This is a genomic window from Priestia sp. TRM10 (assembly GCF_057808375.1).
In genome coordinates this window covers 310465-331614 of the sequence record NZ_JBJZOT010000015.1, presented here as the reverse complement: position 1 = coordinate 331614, position 21150 = coordinate 310465, and the positions used below count along the sequence as shown (strand labels likewise).

Sequence of the window (21150 nt, the reverse complement as noted above, 5' to 3'; positions counted from 1 at the left end):
TTTGAGAAGAACGCCTTTTTTATTAATGAAGTTCATCGCTGATTAAAGCGTTAGCCTCTACTATATTAGTGGCGGTATAGCGATCCTTCTTTTCCTCTTTTCATGGTCCTTCACTATTCAAATTCATAAAAGAAAAGACGTTTAAAGCCTGCTTATAGTAGGCTTTTTTTATATGACAAAAACACAAATTTAACCTTTGTACGAACCTCTTTAAAATGCGTTGGATATGAATAAACAAACGTTAATATTCCGAAAATAGAGATTGACACAAAATGGCCCTATTGAATATAATGAAGTCAATACATGAACATATGCTCATATAAGGCGGTTAAGTCTTTTGATCTTTATTCATAGGAAAAACGTATTTTTATGGAGAAAGTAAGGTGAGGGCTAGTGGAAGATCGGAGAGAAAGAGTGAAGAGAGAACTTTTGTTAGAAGGTCTTGATTGTGCGAACTGTGCAATGAAAATCGAAAATGGAGTAAAGACACTAGAAGGTATTGATCGTTGTACAGTGAACTTTGCGACTAAAATGTTGACATTTGATGTAGAAATGAACGAAGAAGAGAAAGCGCTAGAAAGTGTTAAAAAGAAAGTACATTCACTTGATTCACATATTAAAATTAAAGAAAAAGGGGTAGAGACGTATACGCTCTACTTGCATGGTCTTGATTGTGCGCATTGCGCAGGGAAAATCGAGTCAGAAATGGGCAAGATTCCCTCTGTTCAGAAAGCAAGCGTTGATTTTGTTTCAAAAATGCTTCACATCACGCTTGCTTCTGAAGTTTCCTGGAATAGAGAAAAAGAAAAAGTTATTCAAAAAATTAATAAAATTGAATCTGGAATCACAGTGGAAGAGGAAGAAAGTGCTTCAAAAGAAAAGGATGAGCACAGGCGTTCTATATTATGGCGTTTAGGTGGAGGAGTTTTGCTAACAGGAATAGCGATGTTCGCTTCTTTACCGTTTCCTTTTGAGCTTTCTCTGTTTCTTATTGCATACGCTATTGTTGGTGGAGACGTTGTGTATAGGGCAGTAAGGAACATTATTAGAGGACGCGTGTTTGATGAGCATTTCTTAATGACCATTGCAACGATTGGGGCATTTCTGATTGGCGAATATGCAGAGGGCGTTGCTGTTATGCTTTTTTATCAAACTGGTGAATGGTTCCAAAGTCTAGCTGTTAATCGTTCTCGTAAATCAATCAGCGAAATGATGAACATTCGTCCTGATTATGCAAATCTTAAAGAAAGGGAAGGGAACAAGAAAGTTTCCCCAGAAGAGGTGAAACAAGGCGATATTATTGTTGTGAAGCCTGGCGAAAAAATTCCTTTAGATGGGATGGTCCTAAATGGAAGTTCATCAGTAGATACTTCCGCTCTTACAGGAGAATCGCTTCCGCGTGAGGTTGAGAAAGGAAGCGAAGTGCTGAGCGGATTCGTAAATAAACAAGGTTTATTAGAAGTAACGGTTACAAAAGAATACGGAGAATCAACGGTTTCAAAAATATTAGATCTTGTTCAAAACGCGAGCAATCGAAAAGCGCCAACTGAAAATTTTATTACTAAATTTGCCCGCTATTATACGCCTATTGTTGTCATTATTGCTTTTCTTCTCGCATTCTTACCACCACTTCTTTTCTCAGGGGCAACGTTAGCTGACTGGACATACAGAGCACTTGTCTTTCTTGTTATTTCATGTCCATGTGCGCTTGTTGTTTCTATTCCACTAACGTTTTTTGGAGGAATTGGGGCAGCATCTAGACGAGGTATTCTTGTAAAAGGTGGAAACTATTTAGAGGCACTAAATGATGTGAGATATGTTGTGTTTGATAAAACAGGAACACTCACAGAAGGTGTATTTGAAGTTGTTCATGTACATGCTGAAAAAAGCTTTACGAAAGAACAAGTCTTATATTATGCGGCATATGCTGAGCAACATTCTAATCATCCAATTGCAGAATCAGTAAAAAAAGCATACAACGGTAAAGTGAATGAAGGGCTAATTACAAGCTATAATGAAAAAGCCGGTCATGGGATTGAAGCAGTTGTAGATGAAGCGCAAGTTTTAGCTGGAAATGAAAAACTTATGAATTTGTATTCTATTTCCTATAGCAGAGCAAGTGAGTATGGAACAATTATTTATGTTGCAGTAAATAATCGCTATGCAGGCTATCTTGTTATTTCCGATAAAATAAAACAAGATGCTAAAGAAGCCCTAAAGTCTTTAAAAAGGCTTGGTATTAAAAAAACAATGATGCTTACAGGGGATCAAAAAAGCGTTGGAGAAAACGTTGGAAAACAATTAGGGATTGATGAAGTATATGCTGAACTTTTACCACAGCACAAAGTTGAAAAAGTAGAAGAGCTTGACAAGGCTAAAGAAAAAGCAGAAAAACTGATTTTTGTAGGAGATGGGCTCAATGATACGCCTGTTCTTGCTAGAGCTGACGTTGGGATTGCAATGGGAGGACTTGGATCTGATGCAGCGATTGAAGCAGCAGATATTGTTATTATGACAGATGAGCCTTCTAAAATTGCTGAAGCAATCTCTCTTGCTAAACGAACAAGAAAAATTGTATGGCAAAACATTAGCTTTGCTCTTGGCGTTAAGGCAATTTTTCTTCTTCTTGGAGCGTTTGGAATTGCTACAATGTGGGAAGCTGTATTCTCAGATGTAGGTGTTACGCTTTTAGCTGTCTTAAATGCGATGCGAATTTTAAAAAGATAGGGAGGAAAGCCGAATTTTCGGCTTTTTTTCTTGAAAAGAAAAAAGGAGAAAGAAAAGGGTTTCTGCTATACTAATGAAGAATACTAGTTTAGAAGAAACTGATAGGAACGAGGTGATGAATTGAAAAGTAACCAAAGCTTTCGTTTGAAAGTAGCTGCTCTTATTACAGGGGTGTTAGCAATTGGTATCGCTTTTTTTCTTTTATCAGCAAACAGCAACTCAACTAAAACAAGTACAACTTCTTCGGAGGATGAAATAGCTCATTCCTTTTCCTTGAACAACCAACCGTTGCTTGGTGAGGAAGATGCACCTGTTACAGTTGTTGAATTTGGAGATTTTAAATGTCCAGCATGTAAAGCATGGGGAGAAGAGATTTTTCCAAAGCTTCAAAAAGAATATCTTGAAAAAGATAGCGTTAATTTTTCATATGTAAACGTGCTTTTCCATGGGGAAGAGTCTGAGCTAAGCGCTTTAGGAGCTGAATCGATACTAAAGCGAGATCCGCAGTCTTACTGGAATTTTCATAAAGCTTTATTCAATGCCCAACCAACGCAAAATCATAATGAAAAATGGGTAACTGTTTCAAAGCTTACAGAGATTGCAGGAAATACAACAAATGTGGATCTTGTGCAGTTTAAACAAGATATCGAGGCAAAAAGTATGCTTTCGGATGTTGAAAAAGATATGTCTCTTGTGGAGGATTATCATGTTGTTTCAACTCCAACTGTAATGATTAATAACAAAGTTGTAGAAGATCCGTTCAACTATAGCGAAATTCAAAAAGCAATTGAGGAAGAACTAGAGGAGAGTACACCATGACTGAAAAAAACAATCGTTCCATCATCTTTTTATACGTTGCTTGGCTTGCTTCTATTATTGCAACGTTAGGAAGTTTATATTTTAGTGAAGTACGCGGATATGTGCCGTGCGAGATGTGCTGGTATCAGCGCATTGCTATGTATCCTTTAACAGTAACAATGGGGATTGCTGTTTTTAAAAGAGATCTGGCTGTTAAAAAATATGTTTTACCAGCCTCTATTATTGGCGGGCTGATTTCTGTTTTTCATTATTTAGAACAAAAGGTACCAGGATTTGCGGCCATTAAACCATGTTCAATGGGTGTTCCTTGTAGCGGAGAGTATATTAACTGGTTAGGCTTTATTACCATTCCATTCTTAGCTTTCGTTGCTTTTCTTATTATCACAATTTGCTTACTGTTTGTAAAAAAGGAAGACTAAAATGAGCACAGTGGAAAAGATACAGCCATTTGTAATTTTAAGCGCTATGTTGATAGGATTCTTCCTTTCTAAAATAGCGCTTTTTGCTACATATGCACCTCTCTTTCTTTTGCTTTTTCTATTTTTTATGATACATGGTCTTTTTTAGATGTTTCATTTAAAGAAACAAAAACAGCTTTATCACACAAAGGCTTTCTCATATCAGTTCTTATTCTTAATTTCATCATAGGGCCTCTTGTGGCTTATGGAATTGGACGTATTCTCTTAGATAAGGAACCATTTATATTTCTCGGTTTTCTGATGCTTGTTGTTACACCGTGTACAGATTGGTATTTGCTTTTTACAAAATTAGCAAAGGGAAATGTACCACTTGCAGCTTCGCTATTACCTGTAAATCTTCTTTTGCAAATTGCTTTACTTCCCTTTTATCTTTATCTGTTTTCAGGTGTGAAAAGAACATTTTCCATATCTATGCTTTTGGAGAGTGTTTTTTATATGTTTTTGCTTCCTTTCCTTTTAGCAATCATTATAAAAAGGAGAAAGGGAAGGGGAGTACAAAAGTGGAGAGCATTTTTTACAAGCAGCGGAATGCTATTTTTAAGTTTGGCTGTAATGATGATGCTTGCTTCAGAAGGAAGCTATCTTTCTCGTCATTTCTCGGTTTTATACGTGTTATTGCTTCCCCTTCTTGTTTTTTTCATAATCACTTTTCTAGCTGTTTTTCTTATTAGTAAAGTATTAAGATTTAAAACATGTGATGGGATAAGCCTTCATTTTATTACGCTTGCAAGGAATTCACCACTTGCTCTTGCTATGGCTACAATAGCCTTCGAAAAGCAACCAGAAGGTTCTCTTGCACTAGGCCTTGGACCACTTATTGAGCTCCTGCTGCTAGCTTTTATGGTTTATTTATTTCTCTGCAATTGACAAATGCAGGAATTATTTCTATAATTTTATTGAACGATGGTCAATAAAGGGGAGAAATGATGTCACCTCGAAAAGCTGTAAAACATGAGCTAACAAGAGAAATGATATTAAACGTAGCGCGAAAGTTATTTGCTACAGAAGGATATAGTCATGTATCAATGAGGAAGATTGCTAAAGAGCTAGACTATAGCCATGGAGCGCTCTATTATCACTTTCAAAACAAGGCAGAGCTTTTTTCTGCACTTGTTAAAGAAGATTTTTCACTTTTAGATGAAAAGTTTTATGAAGTGATGAAAAGAGATATAGGCGCTGACGAGAAACTTCAGTCTGTGCTTTTAACTTTTATTGAATTTGGCCTCACATATCCAAATCACTATGAGGTTATGTTTCTTACAAAAGATAAAGAAGTAAAGTTTTATCAGCACAGTGGCCCAGAAGAAAGCTATAAAAGGTTTGCAGAGGCTCTTAGTACACTTTCTAAAACGAAGCTGTCGATAAGTGAAGCATGGTCTATCTTCTTATCTCTTCATGGATTTGTAGCACATCACTCATACTGTGAGCAGTCATTTGAAGAAGTGAAGGATATGGCAAAAGCACACGTTATGTTTTTATTAAAAAAGATTTAAAAATAGATGAGGAGTTTCCTCATTTATTTTCACCTTTTAATTAACCAGTGGTCAAAAAATAAAAGGAAGTGATGGATATGAAGAAAGCTCTTGTTATAGGAGCAACAGGTGGAATGGGAAGTGCTCTTGTATATGAATTGATTGAAAGAGGAATCAAAGTTATTGCTTTTGCTCGAAATGAAAGAAAACTTCACCGTTTTTTCGGAAAAGAAGACCTTGTTACAATTCAAAAAGGGGATGTTTTTCATAATTTATCTTCCTCTGTTGCCGGAGCTGAAATTATTTTCCATGCTGGGGCACTTCCGTACGCCCAATGGCAAGAACAACAGGAACCATTTATGAGGTGTATCATAAATGCAGCAAAAGAAAACAAAGCGAAGCTTGTCGTTGTTGACAATATCTATGCTTATGGAAGAAGTAAAGGAGAAAAAGTGAGAGAAAATGACGAGAAAAGCCCTCATACAAAAAAGGGGAAGATCCGGCTTCGCTTAGAACACTTGTTAGAAGAATCAAAAGTTCCTTATCTTCTTGCTCATTTTCCCGATTTTTACGGCCCACGAGCAGAGAATACACAGATTGACTATTTGCTTCAAAGTATCATTAAAAATAAAAAAGCAATGTTTGTTGGAAATCAAACAATAAAAAGAGAATATATTTATACTCCAGACGGAGCAAAAGCTCTTGTAGAACTTGCTCTTTGTAAAGAAGCTTACGGAGAGACGTGGAATATCCCTGGCTACAGTGGAATTTCAGGATCCGAATTTCTTTCTTATATTAAAGAATACACAAATTATCAGAAACGAGTAGGAACAGCCACAAAAACAATGGTACGGCTTATTGGCATTTTTGATCGTAATATGAAGGAATTTATAGAAATGTTTTATTTAAATGAAGACCCTCTGTTTCTAGACGGAACAAAATATGAGCATAGAATCGGAAAAATTCCAAGAACTCCTTATAAGGAAGGAATAAAACAAACCATTGATTATATGAGGACAGAAAAGACAGGAAACGCTTCTTAAGCGTTTCTTTTTTTTACAAAATTTGAGAAAAGAAAAGCTATTCTTCTTTTTCCTACACTAATTATGTGTAAGTCACATATATATAAAGGTATACCCATTAAAACTATGAGGATTATTTAAGAACTTTTTCGTAACTTTTATATTTTTGCAATCGTTTTCATAAAAGGAGGAAAAAAGAGTGTTAAAAGCCTTGCAAGCATTTTTCTCTCTCGCACTTTGTCCACTGTTTGGTAGTCCTTCTGCATCGAGTGATTGTAGTTTTGAAACAAGAGAAACGTTTAAGGAAGGGGAGTATGGAGGAAAAAGCTACAAGCTCTACGTTCCAAGTACGTATGACAAAGAAAAAGCATCTCCATTACTTGTTATGCTTCATGGCTGTACCCAGTGTGCAACAGACTTTGCGATTGGTACTGAGATGAATATGCTAGCGGAAGAACACAATTTTCTTGTCCTCTATCCTGAACAAGATGCTAAAAGTAATCCAAACAAGTGCTGGAATTGGTTTGAACCTCTTCATCAAGCACGTGGTAGAGGAGAGCCTGCAGCAATTGCCGGAATGATTGAAGAAATAAAAGAAGCGTACACAATTGATAATCATAAAGTGTTTATTGCAGGAATGTCAGCTGGAGGAGCAATGAGTATTATTATGGCTGCAGCCTATCCAGAAATTTTCTCAGGACTTGGAGTTGGAGCAGGATTAGAATATAAAGGAGCTACAAGCGTTTTTGATGCTTTAAATGTTATGAACAATGGAGGACCAAATCCGTTTGAACAGGGTTACTTAGCATATAAAGAAATGGGAGAAAGGGCAAGAGTTATTCCAACTATTGTTTTTCATGGAAGCTCTGATACAACAGTTGCACCAATTAACGGAGAGCAAGTTGTTTCACAATGGATCGTTACAAATGATCTAGTGGAAAGGCATAATGCAGGATGGATTTGTCATGGAGTAAATGAAACAATAAAAGGAAAAGTGAGGAATGGAAAAGAATATACACATGACTTGTATCGAAACAAACGAGGGGAATCTATTGTTGAGAAATATACGGTATTGAACATGGGGCATGCATGGTCAGGAGGAAATGAAAATGGAAGCTTTACAGATTCTGAAGGACCTCATGCAAGTAAGATCATGTGGGATTTTTTTATTAGAGAAAATGGGGAAAATGGATATTCAAATCAAAAAAGCTCTTGAAGAAATCTTCTCAAGAGCTTTTTTCATGTTAAGCTTTTTCTTCTTGATTGTTTGTAACCCCTAATACATCAAGTAAAAATACAAAGACAGGTATTCCGACAATTAATCCCCATACTCCGAAAAAGTGTTCTGAAAAAATAAGCACAATAAAGGTGAAAAAAACCGGAAGCTCTGTTTTAGCTGACATAAGTTTTGGATTTAGAAGGTAAGCTTCAATAGCATGAATAACCATAATCATAATCAATAAGTATAGAATCATTGTAAATCCACCAATTGTATATCCAATGATGGAAAGTGGGATAAGCGAGAGGATAACCCCAGCAACAGGAATAAGACCGAGGAAGAAAATTAAAATCGCTAGCCCAAACAGCTGTGGGAAATCAAAAAACCAAAGGCCGATTGTTGTAAGAACACAGTTTACAAGAGCAATAATAAACTGAGCTTCAATGACTTTTCCAAATGTCCTAACGAATTTACGACCGAAGAAAGCAATCTCTGTATAAAAAGCAGACAGCTTACTTTGCTGAAACTTTTTGCTGAACATAATAAGTCTTTGTTTTTCCAAGAGGAAGAACATGCTTAAAATTAAAGACAAAAAGATTTGGACACTTAGGATACTAAGGTCTGTTAAGTATTTGTATAAAAAGTTAAATCCTTGTTCAATATAAGTATTTAAATTTACGCTATCAAACGTATTTGAGATAAAGGAGAAGAAAGGAATATCTTCTGGATTCAGATAAAATGACTTAATTTGTTTTACAAGCTCTTCAACTTGTGTTTTAATAACTGGATAAAATCTAAAGCCACCTACAATAAGTCCAGTGACAAGTAAAACATAAAGAATAAGCACGATGAGCTTTTGGCTGATGGGTACCCATTTATGCACCCATTTTGTGACAAACGTTTGCACTCTATCCATTAAAAAAGTGAAAATAAATGTTAACAAAATAAAATTGATCATGCTTTTTAGAGCGAAAAGAGCAAGCGCTAAAATGAGGAAAATCAAGAAGCGTCTAAAACCGCGGTTTTCCCAGAGTTTTGCTAATCCAGTCATTGTTTACATCTCCCATAAAAAATATAGTGTACTCTTGTTTAACCCGCTATTATGGGAAACTACAGAAAATATTAAAAGGAATATTTAAAAACTGCTGTGCATTTCCGAACGTGTATCGTGTTAAACCTATCTCTTAATATTATATGCCTTTCACGTTTAATTTTAAAGCTGTATTAGCGATTTTGAATATTTAATTGAAGATGAAAAGAGAAAAACTCCCTTTGAAAGCAAAGAGAGTTTCTAAATATAAATGAAACGTACATTATTTCTGACTGTCTTTTAAGACTTCTTCCATTTTACTAAACGTATTTTGAACACTTTGAGAAGGAGTGGTCGTAAAGAAACTTACAACTACAACGGCAAGTAAGCTTGCAAAGAAGCCTGGAATCATTTCATACATAAAATCAGACATCCCTGTTTGTACCCAAGCAAGCACAACAACAGTACCTACAATAATTCCGGCAAGAGCACCCCACTTTGTCATACGTCTCCAGAATAGACTCAAAAGAATAGCAGGACCAAATGCTGAACCGAAACCAGCCCATGCATAGCCAACAAGATCTAAGATAGTGCTATTTGGTGTATATGAGAGAATAACGGCAATTACGGCAACAATTAAAACAGCGAGTCGCCCAACTGTAACAAGCTCTTTATCAGAGGCATTTCTCCGGAAGAACGTTTTATAAAAGTCCTCTGTTGCTGCACTTGATGTTACAAGAAGCTGAGATGAAATTGTGCTCATAATAGCGGCTAAAATAGCGGCTAGTAAAAATCCTGTAATATAAGAGTTAAATAAAATGTCAGATAACAGGATAAAGATCGTTTCAGGATCATTCAATGTTATGTTATTTTCTGTAACATAGGCTAATCCAAATAGTCCTGTTAAGCAGGCTCCAATAATAGCAATAATCATCCAGCCCATTCCAATACGTCGAGCTGGTTTTAATTCTTTTATAGAACTAATAGCCATAAAACGAACAATAATATGGGGTTGGCCGAAATATCCTAATCCCCAGGCAAGAAGTGAGAAGAGACCAATAACTGTTGTTCCTTTGAAAAGATCCAAATGTGTTTCATCAATGCTTTTGATGGTATCAAATACATTCGTTGGTCCACCTAAGTCAAATAGCACAACAATCGGTACTAGAATAAGAGCAAGAAACATAATAATACCTTGCACAAAATCCGTTAAGCTTACAGCTAGAAAGCCGCCAAAAAGCGTATAAGCAACAACAACAATTGCAATAGTAAACATTCCATATCGATAGTCTAATCCGAATGCAGATTCAAATAGTCGACCTCCAGATACTAATCCAGATGAGGTATAAAGTGTAAAGAAGACTAAAATAACAAGAGCTGATACTAGTCGCAGCATACGACTTTTATCTTCAAATCGATTTTCAAAAAAGTCGGGGATTGTAATCGAATCATCTGCTACAAAAGTATACGTTCGAAGACGAGGAGCAACTAGCAAGTAGTTGAGGTAAGCTCCAAGTGATAACCCAACAGCGAGCCATATTCCAGATAATCCTGTTGTATACAATGCACCAGGAAGCCCCATAAGCATCCATCCACTCATATCAGATGCACCTGCTGAAAGGGCAGTAACTGCAGGACCAAGACCACGTCCTCCTAACATGTAACCAGATATATCATCTGTTGATTTTTTATATGCATACCAACCAATTGCGAGCATTCCTAAAAAATAGATGCCCAGTGTAATATAAGTACCAATCTCCACCAAATCTCTCCCTTGTTTGTTTTTACGCTTTAAGCGCTGATGAAGTGAATTATTTCTCTTATTTTATGAGAAAATAATTTAACTATTCGGAATATTATTCTAAAGTAAAAGAGACTAGGAGTAAAGTCTGTTTTGAGTAAATATGACTATTATCACCTAAAAAGGTAAAAATATCAAAAAGATAATAGAACAATATGTTTAAAGGGATATAGCTTGTTTTAAAGAATTTGAAGAAAAGAAATATAGTTCTTTTTGTCTAGTGGAACTTTCTTTTTGAATTTATATTTTTATAATAAAGAGGGGAGCAGTTTATTCTCTTTCTCTTCATATTGCAATTGGATACATTTGCTTTATAATATAGAAGAGTTGCATTTGTAGTTATTAGAATGTCAGACTTTAAAAAGTGCAAAAAATAAAAATTTTATAAAGTTTGGAAACAGGTGTAAAGCATAGTTTGCTTGCTTAAAAGGGAAGTCGATGAAATTTCGACACGGACCCGCCACTGTGAATGGAGTATAGGAGCTTTAAATAGACCACTGAACAAAAGTTCGGGAAGGAATAAGGCTCTTTTCCTTAGTCAGGAGACCTGCCTGTTTTAACATCGCTGTTCGACCTACGGGAGTTTAGGGAGGTGGTTAGAATGCCTGTTTTCTTAAACTTTATGAATATAAAAGCATGTCTAACCTTTGAAAGGGGAGACATGCTTATTTTTTTAGCCTAGATAAATAAAAGGAGAGAGAAGAAAATGAAAAAAGCACGCAGTTATTCGGTTATTTTAGCTCTATTCTGTTTTATTTTTTTAGCTGTAGCAGGCTGTACAGAAGGACAAGATAGGGCAGAGTCAGACTCAAAAAAATTATCCTTTGCATTTCCGTGGAGCCCAAAGAGCCTTGATCCACACGGCAGCGATAGCTGGGAAGTAATGCGATCTGGTGCAGGTGAAACACTTGTAAAACTCAATGAAGACTTAAAACCAGAACCTTGGTTAGCAAGCAGCTGGGAAAGAAAAGATCGTAAAACGTGGACCTTCACATTAAAGGGAAATGTAAGCTTTCATAATGGAGAAAAAATGAGCGCTGAAAGTGTAAAAAAATCGCTTCTACGTTCAAATGAAAAAGATTCAAAGGTTAAAGATTTACTAAACTTCGAAACTATCCGTGTCATTGATGATCACAAAATTGAGATTGTTACAAAACAACCAAACGAAGCTTTAATTTCACATCTAGCCGATCCATCTACAATTATTGCAGATGTCTCTACATTAGATGGAAAAGAGGAATATCCTGCCCTTACAGGAGCTTTTCAATTTGAGGAATTTAACAAAGACGAATCGCTGACTATGAAGAGAAATGAGGGCTACTGGGGACAGAAAGCAAGAGTTGAGGAAATTGATATAAAATTCATATCAGATGGAAATACGAGATTTATGGCTTTACAATCAGGAGATGTGGACGGTGCTGTTGATATTTCAACAGATCAAATTAGCGTGCTGAAAAACAGCGACAATATAAATGTCTTAACTGCTCCTTCACTTCGAACCCATATGATGATGTTCAATATGAACTCAGCTCGTGTAACAAATCTTTCCGTTCGACAAGCAATTGATAAAGTCTTGCCAAGAGAAGAGATCTTAACGTCTATTATGAAAAATGAAGGAGCGAAAGGAAACGGCCCATTTCCAGAAGTATTGTCTTTTGGAAAAGTAAAGCAGAGTCAAGAAAATCAGTCTTTTGATTCGTTAATGAAACAAGGAGGCTATACGAAAGAGGGTGGAGTATGGACTAAGGGTGGAGAGCCTTTGCAACTAACAATGCTGACTTTCCCTCAACGACCAGAGTTGACGGTAATGGCTGAAACGATTCAAAGTTCGCTTTTAAAAGAAGGGATAAAAGTAAAGGTAAGAAGCGTGGAAAATATTGATGATGTTCTTGCGGAGGATAATTGGGACTTATCTATGTATAGCATGCTGACAGCACACACGGGAGATCCTCAATACTTCTTAAACTTGTTTTATAATTCTAAGAGCCTAGCAAATGTAAGTCATTATAATTCAGCTGAGGTGGACAAACTGTTAACAGAGTTAAATCAAACTTCTGGAGAAAAAGAGCGTGAAGAAATCGCAATAAAAATCGGTAATCAAATTAATAAAGATATTCCTCAATCTTTTATCGTTTATCCAAATACCGTATTTGGAGTGAATGAAAAGGTGAAAAACTTTGAGCCAAGTCCAATCGAGTATTACTATATTACCCCAAATGTTGATGTGAGCTCGTCTTAAATGATTCGCTTTATCGCTGAACGCGTTGTACAGCTTATTCTTGTGGTTTTTCTTATGTCAACCTTCACTTTTTTATTGCTTAGGCTAGCCCCCGGAGATCCTGCACGCCTTATGTTAACAGCTCATAACGTGCCTGCATCACAGGAAGCTTTAGATAGTGTAAGAGAAGAGCTTGGCTTAACAAACACACTCCCCGTTCAATATGTGCATTGGATAAAAGACGTATTTACAGGACAGTGGGGAGTGTCCTATATGTCAAAACAGCCTGTACTTGAAGAAATTGTGAGAAGAATTCCAGCCACATTTGAACTAGCCCTAGGCGGTTTAGGGATTATGCTTTTTATGACTTTTCTTTTTGGAATATCAACAGCCCTCCGTTCACAAGGAATAGTGAATCGTTTTGGGAAGGGACTTGCGCTTGTTGGCTCATCTCTACCATCATTTTGGCTAGGATTTTTACTTATATATATTTGTTCTGTAAAGTATCAGTTACTTCCTTCAATGGGAAGAGGGAGCTTAGAAAATTTAGTATTGCCAGCTATCACACTCGGTTTTGGACTTGGAACAGTGTATGCCCGCGTATTACGAGAGCATTTGCTTGATGTTTTACACAAGCCTTTTGTGAAAGCAGCAAGAGCAAGAGGTCAGTCCGAGTTTTCTCTTTTAACAGGTGAAGTATTAAAACATGCTATATTACCAATAATTACGATGACAGGGACGAGCTTTGCTTTTATGCTTGGCGGGAGTATCATTGTTGAAACGGTTTTTTCTTGGCCTGGATTAGGCCGTTACATCATTGATGCGATTAATATGAGAGACTACCCTATTATTCAAGGGTATGTTATTTTTACGACTTTTTTATTTGTGCTAATTCATATTTTAATAGATATATTGTGTAGTTTTGTTGACCCTCGGTTACGGGCCAACTAGGAGGAAAAAGAATGACACATCAGTTTTATAACAAATATAGCCGAGGGATGAAAGGTGTAAGTTTTCTTATCGTTCTTTTACTTGTGGGACTGTTAGCGCCTCTTTTGGCACCGCATAATCCTTTAGATACGAATTTGACCCAGCGGTTACATCCGCCAAATTCTACTTATCCATTTGGCACAGATCATGTTGGAAGATGTATACTGTCTCGTATTTTGTATGGAATGAGAATAAGTGTTGGAGGAGCTTTCCTCATTATGATTAGTACGCTTCTTATTAGCCTTCCAATTGGTCTTCTAGCAGGATACAAAAGTAGAAAGGGCACCTTTTTTCTGCGCATTATGGATGGTTTTCTAGCTGTTCCTGATATTGTTCTTACTATTGCTATTGTTGGTGTGCTAGGGCAAGGATTTATAAATATGATGATTGCGGTTGTAATTGTTCGATGGGCAAACTATGTGCGCATTGTACGTAGCTTTGTTTTAAATATTTGTGAGGAAGATTACATAAAAGGAGCAAGAATGGCTGGAAATACGCACTTTCAAGTGATGGTAAGATATATTATTCCATCTATTTTTACGCCACTTGCTGTTTTTATCTCTCTTGATATGGGCAAGATTGTGCTTTTAATGGCAGGATTATCTTTTCTTGGATTAGGCGTACAACCACCAACGCCTGAGTGGGGAGTTATGCTTCATAATGGAGCTTCTTATTTTCAAAGTGCTCCACACGTTATGCTTTTTCCAGGGCTCTTTGTTTTACTTTTTGTATTAGCATGTCAGCTTATAAGCGAAAATTTAAAAAAGAATAGTGGTGAACTTTAAATTGAAAAATGACGCGTTGTTGCAGGTGGAAAATTTAGAAATCTCCACAATTATAAAGGAGAAGAAGGTCCCTCTCATAAAAGGAGCTTCATTTCATATTCAAAAGGGAGAAATTGTTGCTTTAGTAGGAGAGAGCGGTTGTGGGAAAAGCCTGACAGCTCATGCCTTAGTTGGCCTGCTTGAAAAGAACTGTCAAGTGACAGGAGGAGCCATTTATTATAAAAGTAAACGTTTGGATGCCAGAAATAAAAAAGATTTTCAACGGATAAGGGGCCGTGAAGTAGGCTTGCTTATCCAGGAATCTTTGAATGGTTTAAACCCGCTTCACACTGTGAAAAAACATATAAAAAGAACGCTTAAAAAGCATAGAGATTTACCAAAGGATAAAAAGCATATTTATGAGCTCTTACAAAGTGTGGGATTTAAAGATCCGGGCTATATTTTATCTTCCTATCCTTTTGAACTTAGCGGTGGTATGCGTCAGCGCGTTCTTCTCTCGATGATGCTTAGTTTAAAACCATCTCTTCTTATTGCAGATGAACCGACAACAGCTCTTGATACAATCAATAAAGAAAAAGTAATGCAGTTGCTAAAAAAACTTCAAAAACAATATGGGTTAACTGTTTTGCTTATTTCTCATGATCAAGAGAGTGTGGAAAGAATTGCAGATCGAGTCATTAGAATGAAGAAAGGAGGAAAGATAAGCGTATGTTCTTAAAACTAGAGTCAGTTACAAAAGAATATCAAATACAAAGACGCTTTCGTTCCTCCTCTATAACCGCCGTAGATACGGTAAGTTTGAATATAGAAAAAGGAGAGCGGGTAGGATTAGTCGGGGAGAGTGGAAGTGGGAAAAGTACATTAGCAAAACTAATTACAAAATTTGAGAGCATTACAAAAGGTGAAATTTTTATAAATGGATATTCTATACATAATGGGGATTTGAGCGAGCTTGAGTTATATAAAAAAGTTCAGCTCGTTTTTCAAGACTCCTCTTTTTCCCTCTCTCCGCGGATGTCTGTTAAAGCTCTTATAGAAGAGCCATTACGAAATTTCTTTAAGTTGAATAAGGAAGAAAGAGAGAAGAAATGCTTTTTGTTGATTCAAAAAGTGGGTCTTGATGAAACATTCTTAGAAAGATATCCAAGAGAGCTAAGCGGAGGGCAGAAGCAACGAGTATGTATTGCAAGGGCAATAGCTGTAGAGCCTGAGCTTATTATATTTGATGAAAGTCTCGCAAGTCTTGATCAATCGGCTCAAATGTCTATCATTAATATGCTTCTTAGTTTACAAAAAGAAAAAGGGTTAGCATACTTATTTATTACCCATGATTTAGCATCAGCCAAAAAGCTTTGTGAAGGGATTGCTGTGATGTACAAAGGTAAACTTGTTGAAGTAGTAAAAGACTGGAAAACCGAGCCGTTTACACATCCTTATGCAAAACTCCTTTTTCATAAAAATGAAGTAAAAACCATCTTTTTATAGATGGTTTTATTTTTTACCATAAAAAGTAATCGAAATGAACTATAATTAACGCTATAATACAAAGAAAAATGAAAATCAGCTTGATTATTCTATATTTTTGAAACGCTTTAAGGTTTCAATCGTTATAATAGAGGAGAAAAAGTGAAAGGAAAGAGGGGAGACCTTGTTTATTGTAGAACTATTATTTGTTGCAATTATCTTATTTCTTATTTACAGCATTTTGCCAACGCTTTTCATACGTTTGTCTTCTCTTCGTATTGTGAAGAAAGGCGTAGGAGAAAAAAAGATTTCTCTCACTTTTGACGATGGTCCACATCCTCAATATACGAAGAACCTTCTTGATTTATTGAAAAGGCACAATGTAAAAGCAACTTTTTTTGTTGTAGGAGAGCATGCTTTAAAGCACCCGCACTTATTGAGAAGAATGGTTATTGAAGGCCATGAAATAGGGATTCATCACTACAAACACAAAAGTGGATGGTTTTTAACACCCGGAAAATTGAAAAAGGAACTCAAAATGTGCCAAGAGGCGATCGAGCATATTACAGGAAAAGAAGTGAGATATTATAGACCGCCATGGGGCCATTTTAATATATGTACACTAGCATTAGCCAAAACATATCAAATTATTATGTGGTCTGTAATCTTACAAGATTGGAAAACCGAAAAGGGAGAAAGCACTCTCTCAAAACGCTTAATCGAAGGGCTTGGTGATGGTCATATTTATCTTTTACACGATAATGGTTCCACATTTGGGGCCGAAGAACAGGCTCCTCGTGTTATGATTGAGCAGCTTTCTTTATTTTTAGATGAAATGTACAAAAGAAATTTCACTTGTGTAAGCTTACAAGACCTTATAGTAGGGAAGAAACACTATAGAATAGGACATTAAAAAATGAGTGTAGATCAAATTACTGAGTATTTACTAACATATGGATATTGGATTATTTTACTTGTGTTATTTTGTGGAATTGTTGGAATACCGGCTCCAGAAGAGACGTTTCTTGTTTTTATAGGTATGCTTATTGCCAAACATCAGCTTTCATTTTATGAGAGCATTGGAAGTGCTTTTGCAGGAACATTAGTTGGAATGCTCTGTGCCTATTTTATAGGAAGAAAAGTTGGTAGCCCATTTGTAAAAAAGTTTGGTAAATACATTAAGATCACAGAGGAGAACAGGGAGGAAACATATAGTAACTTTAAACGCCATGGAAAGCTATCAACGTTGTTGTGTTTGTTCATTCCAGGTTTTCGTCAAATAACGCCGTACGTAGCCGGAATCACGGGATTTCCAATTCTTTCATACCTGTTTTTTGCAACACTTGGGAGCGGCTTATGGGTTGTGGTGTATATTATAGGTGGCTATTTTATTGGAAATCGTATCCCTGTTGAATATGTCTCATTTTTAGGACTAGCAGCATTGATTGGATTTGTTGTAGTGATTATTGTGAAAAAACGAAAGAAAACAAGCTAAATAAGGAGGTGCATTTCTTGAAGAAAGTTCTTTTTTTACCTTTATTTCAAATGCCATCTGGTCATCACCAAGTGGCAGATGCACTTATGTATGAAATTGAAAAAACAACGGAAAATGTAACCTGTAAAAAAGTAGATTTCTTAAGCTATTGGAATAAACATATCGAGAAATTGGTGGAATCTAGTTATTTAAAAATGATTCATGCTTTTCCTAATATGTATGACTGGGTTTATCGCAATTTTATGTACAACCAATTTACAAACAAGCAAGTTTCTTTACTAAATCGCATTTATAGTTTGCGTTTTGAGGAAAAAATGCTTCAGCTAATTCAAGAAGAGCAGCCTGATTCTATTGTTTGCACACACTGTTTTCCTTCTGCTATTTTAAGTCGCTTAAAGCAGCGCAAGGCTATCAATATTCCTGTTGTGAATGTATATACGGATTTCTTTATCAACAGTATTTGGGGTGGGGCTGAAATTGACTACCATTTAGTGAATGATATGCAGATGAAGCAAGAGCTTATCCAGCGTTTTTCTATTCCTGCTTCACATATTTTTATAACAGGAATTCCTGTAAACGGGAAGATTGGAAAGGAGTGCAGCTCTTCTAAAAAAATGAAAAAGCAGATTTTAGTTGCAGGAGGAAGTATTGGATTAGGGAAAATGAATGATTACCTCCAGCAAATTAAACATTCAAGCAATTATCACTATACTGTTTTATGTGGGAAAAATGAAAAGCTGTATGAAGAATTGAAGAGATGGCATATACCGCATATTGAACCAAAGGCCTTTATTTCTTCACGTGAGGAAATGAACGAATTATATGCAAGAGCAGATGCACTTGTAACAAAGCCGGGAGGAATTACAATTAGTGAAGCATTAAAGCTAGGTTTGCCTATTTTTATTCATTCTTCACTTCCAGGTCAAGAGCGGATCAATTTAAAACGAATCATTGATAAAGGGCTTGCTGTAATGCTTCATGAAGACCAAGGATTTGAAGAGCAGCTTTCAATTGTTCTAGAAGACAAATGGAAAAGAAGAAGTCTTATTAAACGAATGGAAGACATGGTAAACAAACGCGAAAAAATTGCATATGAAATTATTGTAGATATTGCTGTTAAAACCTCATTTCTTCATGTACGTCATGTTTAATAAGGAAAGTTTGTAAGTAACTTTTTCAATTGAGGTGTTAAATGAACGTAAGGTGATAATATGAAAAGCTATTATTTCTTTCTCTTTTTTGAGCTATCGACCTTCATCTTTTAAGTACTTCATTGAAGAAAAAGCGTTCTTTCTAACCCTTTTTGATCTTCTGTTTTAGGTGAAATTAGGGTGAAAAGTCTCCTTTAAAAAGGATAATATGGTTTTTTAGGACAAGATTTAAGAAAAATGAATGATATAAAGAAGAAAAATTCTTCGGAATATTCTTTCCTTAATTTGTAATTTTCGTGCAAGAAAATAGCAAAAACCCTCTTTTGAAAGAGGGTTTTTTTTATTTGTAAATTTATTGAGAAAGAAATAAAAGCCTGCTGCTTTGAAGGGTAAAGAAACCTAACCCTTTAAAGTGAGTAAAATACGAAAATAAAAGACACATTAAAATAATTTATGTTATTTAAAAAAGAGATTGATTTTTCATAATTTAATTTACTTACTTAATATGTAGATGCTTGTTTTCGAAAAAACAGGGGTATATAATATCCTACTGTAGGACATAAGTCAATGGACGATTGATTAAAAAATGTGTACAAATTAGAAACAAATAGCTTTATGGTAAAGATAAAATACCAATGCACAATTACGGGTACTATAATGTGTGAGTATTTGTCTTACACCTTGTGCACAAGAACATTAAAGGAGCGGATTTTATGCGTCACTTACACGTATCTTCTGATGCGATTGAAACAACTTTAAGAGGAAAAGACGTACTAGCAATGCCAATGCTTAATAAAGGTGTGGCATTTACTGAAGAGGAAAGAAAAGAGCTTGGACTTGAAGGTCTTCTTCCTCCAACAATTTTAACACTTGATGAGCAAGTAAAACGCGCTTACGAGCAGTTTAAAGCTCAGCCGGATAACTTACGTAAAAATGTTTCTTTAAATGATCTGCATAATCGCAATGAAGTGCTATTTTACAGACTTTTAACAGACCATCTTAGTGAAATGCTTCCAGTTGTGTACACGCCAACTGTTGGACAAGCCATTCAAGAATATAGCCATGAATACCGCCGTCCTGGTGGGGTATATCTTTCAATTGATAATCCAGAAGGTATTGAGCAAGCGTTCAAGAACACTGGCAAATCACCTGAAGATATTGATTTAATGGTTATTACGGACTCTGAAAGTATTCTTGGAATTGGTGACTGGGGTGTTGGTGGAATTAACATCGCGATTGGTAAATTAGCTGTTTATACAGCAGCTGCTGGTATTGATCCAAGCCGTGTGTTACCAGTTGTTCTTGATGTTGGTACAAACAACAAAGAACTTTTAGAAGATCCACTTTATATTGGAAATCGTCATGAACGTATTCGTGGAGACCGCTATAACGAATTTGTCGATACATTCATTGAAAAAGCATTAGAACAGTTTCCAAATGCGCTTCTTCATTGGGAAGACTTTGGTAATGTAAATGCTCGCCACATTATCGAAAAATATGGAAAGAAAATTCTAACGTTTAATGATGATATTCAAGGTACAGGAGCTGTTACACTTGCCGCTGTATTCTCAGCTGTTCAAGTAACAAAAACACCAATTAGCGAACATCGCGTTGTTATCTTTGGACCAGGAACAGCAGGTATCGGAGTTGCTGATCAAATTCGTGATGCAATGGTTCTTGAGGGGATTTCTAAAGAAGAAGCACATGCACGCTTCTGGCCAATTGACTACCGTGGTCTTTTAATTGACGACATGGACGATTTATTAGGTTTCCAAGAACCTTATGCACGTAAAGCATCAGAAGTTGAAGGCTTTGCACGTGATGAAGAAGGTAAAATTTCACTATTAGAAGTCGTTAAACAAGTGAAGCCAACGATCTTAATTGGAACATCTGGTCAAGCAGGTGCGTTCACAGAAGAAATCGTAAAAGAGATGGCAAAACATGTAGAACGTCCAGCCATTTTACCGATGTCTAATCCAACAAAACTTGCTGAAGCTGTTCCAGAAGATTTACTGAACTGGACAGATGGAAAGGCTCTAATTGCAACAGGTAGTCCATTTGATCCTGTAACATACAAAGGCGTAACATATGAGATTGGACAATCCAACAACGCATTTGTATTCCCTGGATTAGGACTAGGTTCAATTGTAGTAAAAGCAAAAGTTATTACAGATAGTATGTTTGCAGCTTGTGCTGATGCTGTAGCAAAAATGGTAGATAGTTCTAAACCTGGTGCATCATTACTTCCGAGCATAAAACAACTTCGTGAGGTTTCCGTATCCGTAGCCATCGAAGTTGCAAAAGCAGCAATTAAAGACGGTGTTGCTGAAGAAGTACCAGGAGATGTAGAAAAAGCGGTAAATGATGCAATTTGGAATCCTGTTTACCGTACAATCAAAGCAACTAAATAAGCATTAACAGAGAGTGAGGTTTGAGTTTCTCCACTCAAGCTTCTCTCTTTTCTGTTTTATTTTAAGG

18 protein-coding genes and 1 riboswitch are annotated in these 21150 nt (G+C 36.1%); of the genes, 16 read left to right on the top strand and 2 right to left on the bottom strand.

All coding sequences use genetic code 11. The annotated features are described in order from the left end of the window. Positions 1–393 precede the first annotated feature (393 nt). From ACK3CR_RS18475 to ACK3CR_RS18445, 7 genes are all read left to right on the top strand, one after another. On the top strand, positions 394–2727 hold the full coding sequence (locus ACK3CR_RS18475; protein WP_488975914.1) for a heavy metal translocating P-type ATPase: 2334 nt from the start codon (positions 394–396) through the stop codon (positions 2725–2727). Positions 2728–2847: 120 nt separating this feature from the next. Continuing rightward, positions 2848–3546, top strand: coding sequence for a thioredoxin domain-containing protein (locus tag ACK3CR_RS18470; protein ID WP_328122664.1), 699 nt, complete (start codon positions 2848–2850; stop codon positions 3544–3546). Next, the gene (locus ACK3CR_RS18465; RefSeq protein WP_243518934.1) at positions 3543–3965 is read left to right on the top strand and encodes a disulfide oxidoreductase; all 423 of its coding nucleotides are present in this window, start codon (positions 3543–3545) and stop codon (positions 3963–3965) included. The genes ACK3CR_RS18470 and ACK3CR_RS18465 overlap by 4 nt, the downstream gene beginning before the upstream one ends. 90 nt (positions 3966–4055) lie before the next feature. Further along, positions 4056–4892, top strand: a complete 837-nt coding sequence (locus ACK3CR_RS18460) for an arsenic resistance protein (RefSeq protein ID WP_488976208.1) — start codon at positions 4056–4058, stop codon at positions 4890–4892. 59 nt (positions 4893–4951) lie between these two features. After that, complete coding sequence (locus ACK3CR_RS18455) at positions 4952–5518, top strand: TetR/AcrR family transcriptional regulator (protein WP_243518937.1); 567 nt, start codon at positions 4952–4954, stop codon at positions 5516–5518. Between the two features lie 77 nt (positions 5519–5595). After that, entirely contained in the window at positions 5596–6540 is a 945-nt protein-coding gene (locus ACK3CR_RS18450) for an NAD(P)H-binding protein (RefSeq protein WP_328122666.1), read from the top strand. Between the two features lie 178 nt (positions 6541–6718). Continuing rightward, positions 6719–7735 carry an extracellular catalytic domain type 1 short-chain-length polyhydroxyalkanoate depolymerase gene (locus tag ACK3CR_RS18445; protein WP_268583773.1) on the top strand — a complete coding sequence of 339 codons (1017 nt, stop codon included), beginning with the start codon at positions 6719–6721 and terminating at the stop codon, positions 7733–7735. Between the two features lie 28 nt (positions 7736–7763). On the opposite strand, the gene ACK3CR_RS18440 is transcribed toward ACK3CR_RS18445, so the two are convergent. Continuing rightward, complete coding sequence (locus ACK3CR_RS18440) at positions 7764–8789, bottom strand: AI-2E family transporter (RefSeq protein ID WP_328122667.1); 1026 nt, start codon at positions 8787–8789, stop codon at positions 7764–7766. Between the two features lie 262 nt (positions 8790–9051). Beyond that, positions 9052–10530 (bottom strand): sodium/proline symporter PutP, encoded by a 1479-nt coding sequence (gene putP / locus ACK3CR_RS18435; RefSeq protein WP_328122668.1) that lies wholly within the window; start codon positions 10528–10530, stop codon positions 9052–9054. 421 nt (positions 10531–10951) lie between these two features. Beyond that, positions 10952–11138, top strand: a riboswitch (cobalamin riboswitch). A 137-nt stretch (positions 11139–11275) separates the two neighbouring features. Here putP and ACK3CR_RS18430 point away from each other — a divergent pair. The 9 genes from ACK3CR_RS18430 (at position 11276) to ACK3CR_RS18390 (ending at position 21083) form a co-directional block, all read left to right on the top strand. Then, entirely contained in the window at positions 11276–12808 is a 1533-nt protein-coding gene (locus tag ACK3CR_RS18430; protein ID WP_488975913.1) for an ABC transporter substrate-binding protein, read from the top strand. Continuing rightward, positions 12809–13738: a nickel ABC transporter permease gene (gene nikB, locus ACK3CR_RS18425; RefSeq protein WP_243518953.1), complete on the top strand. Its 930-nt coding sequence runs from the start codon at positions 12809–12811 to the stop codon at positions 13736–13738. It begins immediately after the preceding gene. A gap of 11 nt (positions 13739–13749) precedes the next feature. Further along, positions 13750–14562: an ABC transporter permease gene (locus ACK3CR_RS18420; RefSeq protein ID WP_328122671.1), complete on the top strand. Its 813-nt coding sequence runs from the start codon at positions 13750–13752 to the stop codon at positions 14560–14562. Position 14563: 1 nt separating this feature from the next. Then, positions 14564–15280, top strand: coding sequence for an ATP-binding cassette domain-containing protein (locus tag ACK3CR_RS18415; RefSeq protein ID WP_488975912.1), 717 nt, complete (start codon positions 14564–14566; stop codon positions 15278–15280). Next, a complete protein-coding gene (locus ACK3CR_RS18410) occupies positions 15271–16047 on the top strand; it encodes an ABC transporter ATP-binding protein (RefSeq protein WP_488975911.1) in 777 nt (258 codons plus the stop codon). Before ACK3CR_RS18415 ends, ACK3CR_RS18410 begins: the two co-directional genes overlap by 10 nt. Before the next feature lie 163 nt (positions 16048–16210). After that, the gene (locus ACK3CR_RS18405; RefSeq protein ID WP_488975910.1) at positions 16211–16939 is read left to right on the top strand and encodes a polysaccharide deacetylase family protein; all 729 of its coding nucleotides are present in this window, start codon (positions 16211–16213) and stop codon (positions 16937–16939) included. Positions 16940–16942: 3 nt separating this feature from the next. Further along, positions 16943–17521, top strand: coding sequence for a DedA family protein (locus tag ACK3CR_RS18400; RefSeq protein WP_328122673.1), 579 nt, complete (start codon positions 16943–16945; stop codon positions 17519–17521). Positions 17522–17538: 17 nt separating this feature from the next. Further along, on the top strand, positions 17539–18672 hold the full coding sequence (locus ACK3CR_RS18395; RefSeq protein WP_488975909.1) for an MGDG synthase family glycosyltransferase: 1134 nt from the start codon (positions 17539–17541) through the stop codon (positions 18670–18672). A 713-nt stretch (positions 18673–19385) separates the two neighbouring features. Next, entirely contained in the window at positions 19386–21083 is a 1698-nt protein-coding gene (locus ACK3CR_RS18390; RefSeq protein WP_243518961.1) for an NAD-dependent malic enzyme, read from the top strand. Positions 21084–21150: the final 67 nt, after the last annotated feature.

Excerpts from the sequence above, each read along its gene's own strand:
- ACK3CR_RS18465 (WP_243518934.1), top strand. The coding sequence starts at position 3,543 with ATGACTGAAAAAAACAATCGTTCCATCATCTTTTTATACGTTGCTTGG.
- ACK3CR_RS18430 (WP_488975913.1), top strand. The coding sequence starts at position 11,276 with ATGAAAAAAGCACGCAGTTATTCGGTTATTTTAGCTCTATTCTGTTTT.
- ACK3CR_RS18410 (WP_488975911.1), top strand. The coding sequence starts at position 15,271 with ATGTTCTTAAAACTAGAGTCAGTTACAAAAGAATATCAAATACAAAGA.
- ACK3CR_RS18450 (WP_328122666.1), top strand. The coding sequence starts at position 5,596 with ATGAAGAAAGCTCTTGTTATAGGAGCAACAGGTGGAATGGGAAGTGCT.
- ACK3CR_RS18390 (WP_243518961.1), top strand. The coding sequence starts at position 19,386 with ATGCGTCACTTACACGTATCTTCTGATGCGATTGAAACAACTTTAAGA.
- ACK3CR_RS18420 (WP_328122671.1), top strand. The coding sequence starts at position 13,750 with ATGACACATCAGTTTTATAACAAATATAGCCGAGGGATGAAAGGTGTA.
- nikB (WP_243518953.1), top strand. The coding sequence starts at position 12,809 with ATGATTCGCTTTATCGCTGAACGCGTTGTACAGCTTATTCTTGTGGTT.
- ACK3CR_RS18455 (WP_243518937.1), top strand. The coding sequence starts at position 4,952 with ATGTCACCTCGAAAAGCTGTAAAACATGAGCTAACAAGAGAAATGATA.
- ACK3CR_RS18400 (WP_328122673.1), top strand. The coding sequence starts at position 16,943 with ATGAGTGTAGATCAAATTACTGAGTATTTACTAACATATGGATATTGG.
- ACK3CR_RS18440 (WP_328122667.1), bottom strand. The coding sequence starts at position 8,789 with ATGACTGGATTAGCAAAACTCTGGGAAAACCGCGGTTTTAGACGCTTC.